This is a genomic window from Microcoleus sp. OTE_8_concoct_300, from assembly GCF_031383065.1.
Classification (GTDB): Bacteria; Cyanobacteriota; Cyanobacteriia; order Cyanobacteriales; family Microcoleaceae; genus Microcoleus.
Genome location: NZ_JANMZH010000011.1, coordinates 1 through 2973, shown reverse-complemented (window position 1 = coordinate 2973; position 2973 = coordinate 1). Strand labels below are relative to the sequence as shown.

The window sequence follows — 2973 nt, the reverse complement described above, 5'->3', positions numbered from 1 at the left end:
AAAAGCGGTTTGATTGCAGTGACTCGCTTCGGACAAGAAGTTTTAGAGCGAACTTCCGCATTTATCATTTCCTCACATACATCCGATATTGAAGATTTAGGAGGAGTTGAACTGCGATTTGCCGTCGGACTTCCAGCGAGTGGACGCAGTATTTTAGGGCGACAAGCTGCTGAAATGCTGTGCGAAGATATCCCGCAAATTGTCAGCAATTCTCTGAAGTATGCTAACTTAAATGCTGCGGAATGTCGCCGTCACGTTGAAACTGTAGAAGATGCTGACTGGCTGCGGCAGCAGTTAGCTGAAAACGGATTAGTTGCGTTTGTTGCTGACGGTTCTATTTTACCCCGCCGCAGCGGTGTTGACAACCGTCCTTTGTTAAATAATTCTGTGGCTTTTCAGTCGCCGCCGTCGTTAAAAGTTGAGTTTAATTGTCCGAATCGCGGTTTGATTTCCGGTATGGGTATTCCCGCTGGCCTTACTTTGATTGTTGGCGGCGGCTATCACGGCAAATCAACTTTACTCAGGGCGATAGAGTTGGGAGTTTACAACCGAATTCCGGGAGATGGTCGGGAATTTGTGGTGACTAATCCGGCGGCGGTGAAAATTAGAGCGGAAGATGGCAGAAGTGTGGCGGGAGTTGATATTTCGCCTTTTATTAACCACTTGCCGCAAGGTAGAGATACTACACAATTTTATACTGAAAATGCGAGCGGTAGCACGTCGCAAGCTGCTAATATTATTGAGGCTTTGGAATTAGTCGCTTCTTCAGAAGAGGATTTAGTGCCTGTTTTATTAGTTGATGAGGATACGGCGGCGAGGAATTTTATGATTCGCGATCGCCGAATGCAGGAACTCATCACTAAGGATAAGGAACCGATTACGCCGTTTATTGATAAAGTTAAACTGTTGTACGCAGATTGCGGCGTATCGACTATTTTAGTCATGGGGGGAAGCGGTGATTATTTTGATGTGGCGGATACTGTGATTGCAATGGAAAATTTTAAAGCAGATGATGTGACGGAAAAAGCTAAAGAAATTGCTATAAATTACTCGATTAGCCGTGCGGCTGAAGGGGGAGAAAATTTTGGTGAGATTACTCAAAGAGTGCCGATTCCTGCTAGTTTAGATCCGAGTCTGGGACGGCGAGATGTGCGGGTGAAGGTGCGGGATGTTGATGAATTGGCTTTCGGAACTGAGGAGATTGATTTGGGTGCTATTGAGCAAATTGTGGACAGGGGACAGTTAAGGGCGATCGCTGCGGCAATGGTTTATGCTAAGCAGCAATACATGGACGGAAAACGCACTTTGTCGGAAATCATAGATTTGGTGATGGCAGATATTGACGCGCAGGGGATGGATATTTTATCGCCTTTTCCTGAAGGGGATTTTGCCATGTTTCGACGGTTTGAATTGGCGGCGGTAATTAATCGGCTTCGTAGTTTGTCGGTTGTTGCCAAAAGGTGATAAATTTCTACTCATATAAATTGCTTTTTAGGCCGAGTGGGAGAGTGAGAAAAGTTTTATTCTGCCTAATGACTAATGACTAATGACTAATGACTAATGACTAATGACTAATGACTAATGACTAATGACTAATGACTAACAACTAATGACTAATGACTAATGACTAATGACTAACAACTAATGACTAATGACTTCCACTTTTTGATATGCTGACAAAAGTGAGTGCAAAAACCGCGATTGAAGTATGACAGGCAATATAGGACAACTGACTGCTTTAAGCGATCGACCGTATTTAGTATTAAGCAATCAAGGCGAGGTTTTACAGTTAGAGTTAAAACAGCAGCAGCACGTATTGGGGCGCGATGGGACTCGTGCTGATTTAGTCATTCCCGAACCCTGGCGCGCAGTTTCCGGCGTTCACGCTGTTTTGCGCCAAATTGGGGATAATTACTGGATTTACGACGGTGACGGGCAGCGACCGAGCACTAATGGCTTATTTGTCGATCGCACTCGCATCACTCCCAATGACGGTTATTGTCTGAAAAACGGCAGTGAAATTAAAATCGGTCTAGATCCTCAAAATCAAGTTTTCCTGAGTTATTTTAATCCGCTGGCGAATCAGGTTCCTGTCCCTAGCAAGCAGTCAATTCTTCTTAAGAATCGGTCGGTTTTGTTGGGCCGCGATCCAAACGCTTCGCTGCAATTAGATGCGCCGCTGGTTTCTAGACGCCACGCCACAATCGACCAAGACAGTCGCGGTAATTATATTTTGCGAGACCACAGCATTAACGGGGTTTTTGTTAACGGTCAGCGAGTGACAAATTCTGTACAGTTGTCCGAGGGAGATGCAATTCGGATCGGCCCGTTTACTCTAACTTACCGCAGCGGTGAGTTGCAGATGCAAGACTCGGGCCATCAAATTCGTTTGGATGCTGACAGTCTGGTGATTCCGATGCGTTTGGATAACATCACTTTGGCGATCGAACCGGGGGAGTTTGTGGCTTTAGTCGGCGGTAGCGGCGCTGGCAAATCTACTTTAATGCGGACGCTTTTAGGCATCGAAAAAACTACTAACGGCGCTGTGTTTCTCAATGGCGACAACCTGCGCCAAAACTTCAATATTTACCGCAATCAAATCGGTTACGTGCCTCAAGATGATATTGTACACGCAGATTTGACAGTAGAAGAAGTCTTGAGTTATGCAGCTAAATTGCGCTTACCTCCCGATACAGATGTCAAGCAGGTAGTCGCAAAAACTTTAGAAGATATTGAAATGACTCACCGTCGCAAGGCTTTGGTAAAACAGCTTAGCGGCGGACAGCGAAAGCGAGTCAGCATCGGAGTTGAACTGTTAGCAGACCCGAAACTTTTCTTTTTAGACGAACCGACTTCAGGACTCGATCCGGGTTTGGATAAGAAGATGATGCAACTGCTGCGAAAGTTGGCAAATCAAGGCCGGACGGTGATTCTGGTGACTCACGCGACGGCAAATATCACGATGTGCGATCG

Annotated in this window: 2 protein-coding genes; both read left to right on the top strand. The window is 45.7% G+C overall.

Features of this window, described 5'->3' with window-relative positions; genetic code table 11:
- The coding region (locus ACUVJL_RS00710) for an ABC-ATPase domain-containing protein (protein ID WP_445244083.1) at positions 1-1464 on the top strand (1464 nt) is incomplete at its 5' end.
- A gap of 244 nt (positions 1465-1708) precedes the next feature.
- The coding region (locus ACUVJL_RS00705) for an FHA domain-containing protein (RefSeq protein ID WP_445244082.1) at positions 1709-2973 on the top strand (1265 nt) is incomplete at its 3' end.